Below are 5,224 nucleotides of genomic sequence, written 5' to 3'. Positions count from 1 at the left end.
TTGGCATGTCAATCGTGGCTTGAGAGAAACAATGGCGTTTTTAGCCTCGTAGAAGCCTCGTAAAACGAAAAGATGAGGGGGGGGTGCTTGTCGGTATTCTTTTGGGGGTCAAAGCGATTGTAGGGCATTCTAGGCTAGTTAAAACACGATGTGCCCTATTTTAGGCTGTTGGCAAGGGTTAGGCTCGCAGGTTTCGTGGGTTTTGTCCGATCTACGCCTTAAGACAAGGTTGGGTATATTTGGCACGAATGGCACACAAATTAAGCGACTTATCTTTACTCCAAAGGGAGCAGCTTTTTAGAACCTTGCGTGTTACACTCACGCACCACAGCAATGCTATAGAGGGCTTGAGTTTGCAATTAGGCGAAACTAAGCAACTTTTAGAAAAAGGTTTGACTGCACCTAATAAGCCCTTGCACGAACAGCTCATTATTTTGGGCTTTGCTAATGCCTATGATTTAGTGGTGCGTGAGGCTAGCAGTAAAGACACGCTTTTGACCACGGGTTTTATCAAGGATTTGCACTATCTGTTGTTTAAGACTGCTTTAGACATAACTCCGCAATTTGTTTCTAAGCCTATCGGCACTTACCGCACCGCTGAAGTTATTGTGGCAGGTGCAGATTTTGCTCCCACTCCCCCCATTTTTATCGCCCAAAAGTTAGAAAACTTATTGTTTCAATACCCAAGTAATGCCCTTGATCTAACCCAAATTGCGATGTTTCACGCCGAATACGAGCGTATCCACCCTTTCATTGATGGTAATGGGCGCACAGGTCGGTTGATTATGGCGTTTCAAGCTATCCAAAACGATTTAGTCCCACCTTTGATCGTAGATAGTCGGCGGGCGGAGTATTTGAGCTTTTTAGAAAGCTGTAAGGCAGAGGGTGATTGTGGCGGGTTTGCTCGTTTTTTAGAAAGTTGCCAAGAGCAGAGCTTAGAGCATGTGGAGCAAAACACTTCAAGCCACAAATATAGGCTTTAGCAAATTGTATGTCTATTTTGCGCGTGTGTAAGATTAAACTCCTCGCCGTTTGCACCACTTGAGAAAACCGCCATACACGCCTTTGGTAGGCACTTCCAACATCTTGTAGATAGCCATGTAGCCTAATCCTCTAGCGCGCAACATGCGGATGTAGTCTAGGTGTGGGTCGTATTGGGGGTGTTTGCGTAGCCGTCCTTTTTGCCAGCCTAGCTTTTTGCCCTTAGCTTTGAGTGCTTGTAGTCCTGCCTTGGTGCGTTCGCTGATGAGCTCTCTTTCTGCTTCTGCTAGATAGGCGTAAATGGCTAGCAAGAGTTTAGAAGTGGCGTTGTTGCAATTTGAGAGTTCGGGTTGGCGTATGAATACAAACTTAATGCCCCGCTTATCCAGTTCTAGCAACAAGTTGATGATCTCGTGCATGGTGCGCCCTAATCGGCTGATCTCAGTGGCAATGAGTAAATCCCCCTTTTGGAGCTTGGCTTTCAGTTCCTCAATGCGTCTTTTAGCCTGTGTCTTGGTCGCGCTGATCTCAATGGCGATTTTCTCATCTATGCTAAGTTCGTGTTGCTGGGCGTAACACTCTATGGCGTGGTCTTGGCTATGCATGTCTTGCTTTTCTGTGGATACACGGATGTAGGCAAACACCCGACTAGCTGTCTTTTCTACTTTTCTACGCATTGCACTTTAACCCTTGTTTTAAGATATTTCAATAATTATACTTAGGCAACCCTTTAAGTATAATTTATAAGAAACATAAGACGGGCGTTAAAGGTTACATACCCAAAGGCTTCTTAGGCGTGGTGTCCTGTGTAGGCTGTGGGCTTTTGAGTGGCTCTGTGGGTTTAGGCGTGGGCTTGCTTTTGGTAGGGGTTGGGGTGTTGGTTTTGAGCTGTTTGGCTTGCTCTTGTGCTCTTTGTTTCGCCCGTTTTTCTGCCTTGCTCCGTGCATACCAGCCTTTTGCGTGTTGTTGTCTTTTCTGTTTGTGCGTGTCCCTAAGCTTTTGTCTGTTTAGGCTAGCAATGTAATCCATAGTTTCGCGCATAAGCCCCCAATCGTCTTTAAAAGCCACGACATCGATCTGCGGTAAATCTTTGCCTAAGAAGTCGTAAAGGCGGATATTCAGTCCTTCAAGGCGTGGCTTAAACCATACGGGGGCTATCCTTGCCTCAAAAGATTTAGAAGCGGGCGGGGGGATTCTCACATTTTCTAAGATACCTACCCCCTCATCTTTCTCTTGCCAATGGGCGAGTCTGTCGTAGTCATAGCACTTCTCTATCGCGGTCGCTAAATCCACATCGCCCCCAACATTCAAGCCCACTATCCCCTTGTCATCGTCCCTTTTTACAATCTCTAGCCCGCTTTTCCAGCCCACTCCTTCTAACACATTGTTTCCCCCTACCCAGTCTAGCAATTTGGCGTAGTAGCGTTTAATGGTTTCTAGGAGCAAAGCTTCACAATCGGGTTTTTTAGCTCTACCCAAAAATAGGCCACTCCCTTTCAAATCTTCCCATTCGGGCTCTTTCAAAGCAAAATAGCAAATGTGTTTCCCCACTAAAAAGCCCACAATGGGGTATCCCTGATGTCTAGCCACTGCAAAGAATCGCTCATGGTTAAGGCTGTTTTTAAGTTGGCTGTTTGCATAGACATTCACCACATACTGGCTTTTTCTAAGTGCCTCAATCTCTTTTTCTAAACTGCTAGCCTTTTGCTCTGCCTTTTGCTTTTGGGCTGTAAGCTCTACGATCTGCTTATCTTTCAGCGCGCTAGCGGTTTTCAACTCCTCAACTGCTTTGGCGTGGGCGGTGTTTAACTCCTCAATCTCTTGGGTGTTGCTTGTTTGGCTGGTTTCTAATGCGCTGTATTTGGCCTCTAACGCCTTGTGTGTTGTTTGTAAGTCTGCTAGGGCGGTCTGTGCCTTTGTCTTAGCGTCTGTGAGCTCTTGGGCGGTTTTAGTGGCACTATCAAGCTGGCTAATAGCCTTGTCTCTCTCCTGTGTAAGTTGTGCTTCTTTGGTAGAGTGCTCTTGTTTTAACTTCTCAACATCCTTGGCGTGCTTTGTGTCTTTGGCTTCTAAAGCTTCAGTGTGCTTCTGTTTGAGCTCTTGCACGGCTTCAGGGCTTAAATAGTCTTTGTATTGCTCTTTTGTGGCTGTTATCTTGCCCTCTACTTGCTCGGGGCTTAAGTGGTCTTTGTAGCTAGCTATCTGCTTATCTTTCAGCGCGTTGTCTGTTTTCAAGCCTTCAACATCTTTGGCGTGCTCTGCTTTAAGTGCTGACACCTCTTGCGGGCTTTTGTAGTCCTTGCGCTCTTTAGCCTCTTGCTCTAGGGCGACAATGCGCTTCTTTAGATCATCAATGGTTAAGCCTTCATCTTTTAACGCCCGCAACGCCTTATAGTCCTCTTGTGTAAAGATTTTGACTTCACCTAAGCGTTGGTTAATATCTTTCCATTGCAGTCTTACATTCTCAAGTAAGGGTTTAACCTCCTTAATGGTGAGCTTCTTGTTGTGTGGTGCTACAAAACCCGTTAGGTCTGTGAGCGTGGTTGTGAGCGTGGCTAATAGCTCCTTGTTGTTGGCTTCTAGCTCTTGTTTCTCTTGTTGGAGTTGTTGGGTTGTGGTTGTGAGTGTGGTGAGCTCTTGCTGTAAGTTAGCGCGTTGTTTGCCCATGATTGTGTTAATGCGTGCTAGCTTGTCGTTTTCCTTGTTGAGCTCGGCATTAGAAGTCTCTAGCTCTTGCTTCTCTTGGGTTAGGGTAGCCTCTCGATCTGCATAACGCTTCTTAGCCCTCTTAGCCATCTCTTTAGCACTACCCTCCATGTCGTCCCAAACAAAAGATAAGTCTGCTGTGTCCTGCGGAGCGAACAGCTCGCTATCCCGTAAGACATTAAATGCCTTGATAGATATGTCAAGCAGTGCGTCTCTAGTCTCAAACTTTTGAAGGGCGTTGTCTCTTTCTGCCTTTAACCTTCTACCTTCTGCTTTTAGCTTTTTGCCTTCTGCTTTTAGCCCTTGCTTCTCTGCATTGTGTTTCTGCTTAACTTCATTCATTAACTGGGCGTAAGCTCTAGGCTCAATGCGTTTTCTACCGCTCTTTTTGGCATCTTCCCCTCTTTGCATGCCTAAAATGTGGGCGACTTCGGTTTGGATTTGACTTAAAGCTTTAGGTTTTTGCAAGTTGCCTCTAAACAAACTCTTGCCCGTTTTCTCGTCTAGCGTAACAAACTCTAAGTGCGCGTGTTGGTTAAGGCGGATGTTGCCCTCCTCATCTTTATGTCCCTCATCTCTGTGGATAGCGATTTGGTAACATTGAAACCCGTATTTGTTTTTGAAGTGTGTAGCTAACCGCTCTAAGTCTTGCATCGTGGTGTCGGGCTTAATATTGACAACGGCACTCCAAAGATAGCTTGTAGCTCTAAACTTCTGCCCTACATGCGCTTTGTAATCCTCCATAGCTTTTAAAACAAGAGCATTTTTTAATTTGTCGGCTTGCTCTGCTGATCTATTGACCTCTACACCACCGCCCACTTTTTCAATGTCTTCTTGCGGTAGTAAGTAGTAAGGCTTAATACTGCGGTCGTTGTGTTGTGTTTGGACTGCGTTCTTTGTTTTTCTAAAATTGATTGATGAGACAAGCCCCACACAACCCCCTTACCCCTCTTTATTTCCCCTTGTATTCTTGCGCTACTTTCTTTGCATACAAGCTAGCCAATTCAACCTTTTGCTGTTTCAAATCCTTTAACTCTTTTTCAACCCGCTCTAAGTCTTTTTGTAAGGCCTTAAGACTATGTTCCTTTTTAACAATCTTTTTATCTAAACCATTTTGCAATATCTGCAATTCTCGCGCGCTTTTTTCTTGCAAGGGCTTAGGTTGCGCTTTAGGCTTTTTAACGCTGGATTGCACTTGCTCGGCGTGTTGCTCCATACTAGCCAATGGGCTATTCGCTTCTTGTGTTTCCATATCAATCCTTTATGTTAGAATGCTACTATTATACCAAGTCTTTAAGCCCCTACGGCGTTTGAGTAGCAAATTATCCAAAATGAGCTTGCGAATGTCCTACGAAGTAGGTTGGTTAATTTGCAAACTAACCATTGCTACGCAAACACTTCGCAAGCTCGTTTGGCTAGTTTGCTCGGCGTCGTTATAGATAGGTGGCAATGCTAAATAGTGTTTTCTGTCTTCCGCACTTGGATAGTCTAAGCACTGATCTGCTACCCTGATGTAGTTGTATTCAAACCTAATAAA

Annotated in this window: 4 protein-coding genes; 1 reads left to right on the top strand and 3 read right to left on the bottom strand. The window is 45.1% G+C overall.

The genetic code is table 11. The features are described 5' to 3' along the window. The first annotated feature begins 305 nt into the window (after nt 1–305). Nucleotides 306–983, top strand: coding sequence for a Fic family protein (locus EAO36_RS07985; RefSeq protein ID WP_235852424.1), 678 nt, complete (start codon nt 306–308; stop codon nt 981–983). A gap of 33 nt (nt 984–1,016) precedes the next feature. Here the strand turns inward: EAO36_RS07985 and EAO36_RS07980 are convergent, their stop codons facing one another. The 3 genes from EAO36_RS07980 to EAO36_RS07970 form a co-directional block, all read right to left on the bottom strand. Then, entirely contained in the window at nt 1,017–1,658 is a 642-nt protein-coding gene (locus EAO36_RS07980) for a recombinase family protein (protein WP_120955979.1), read from the bottom strand. 94 nt (nt 1,659–1,752) lie between these two features. Then, on the bottom strand, nt 1,753–4,620 hold the full coding sequence (locus EAO36_RS08835; RefSeq protein WP_235852423.1) for a hypothetical protein: 2,868 nt from the start codon (nt 4,618–4,620) through the stop codon (nt 1,753–1,755). Nucleotides 4,621–4,639: 19 nt separating this feature from the next. Then, the gene (locus EAO36_RS07970) at nt 4,640–4,939 is read right to left on the bottom strand and encodes a hypothetical protein (RefSeq protein WP_235852422.1); all 300 of its coding nucleotides are present in this window, start codon (nt 4,937–4,939) and stop codon (nt 4,640–4,642) included. Nucleotides 4,940–5,224 lie beyond the last annotated feature (285 nt).

Origin of the sequence: Helicobacter mehlei (genome assembly GCF_003660265.1) — a bacterium.
Taxonomy (GTDB): Bacteria; Campylobacterota; Campylobacteria; order Campylobacterales; family Helicobacteraceae; genus Helicobacter; species Helicobacter mehlei.
Note: the sequence above shows the minus strand (reverse complement) of the source record. Positions and strands in the feature narration are given on the sequence as shown.

Excerpts from the sequence above, each read along its gene's own strand:
- EAO36_RS07970 (WP_235852422.1), bottom strand. The coding sequence starts at position 4,939 with ATGGAAACACAAGAAGCGAATAGCCCATTGGCTAGTATGGAGCAACAC.
- EAO36_RS07980 (WP_120955979.1), bottom strand. The coding sequence starts at position 1,658 with ATGCGTAGAAAAGTAGAAAAGACAGCTAGTCGGGTGTTTGCCTACATC.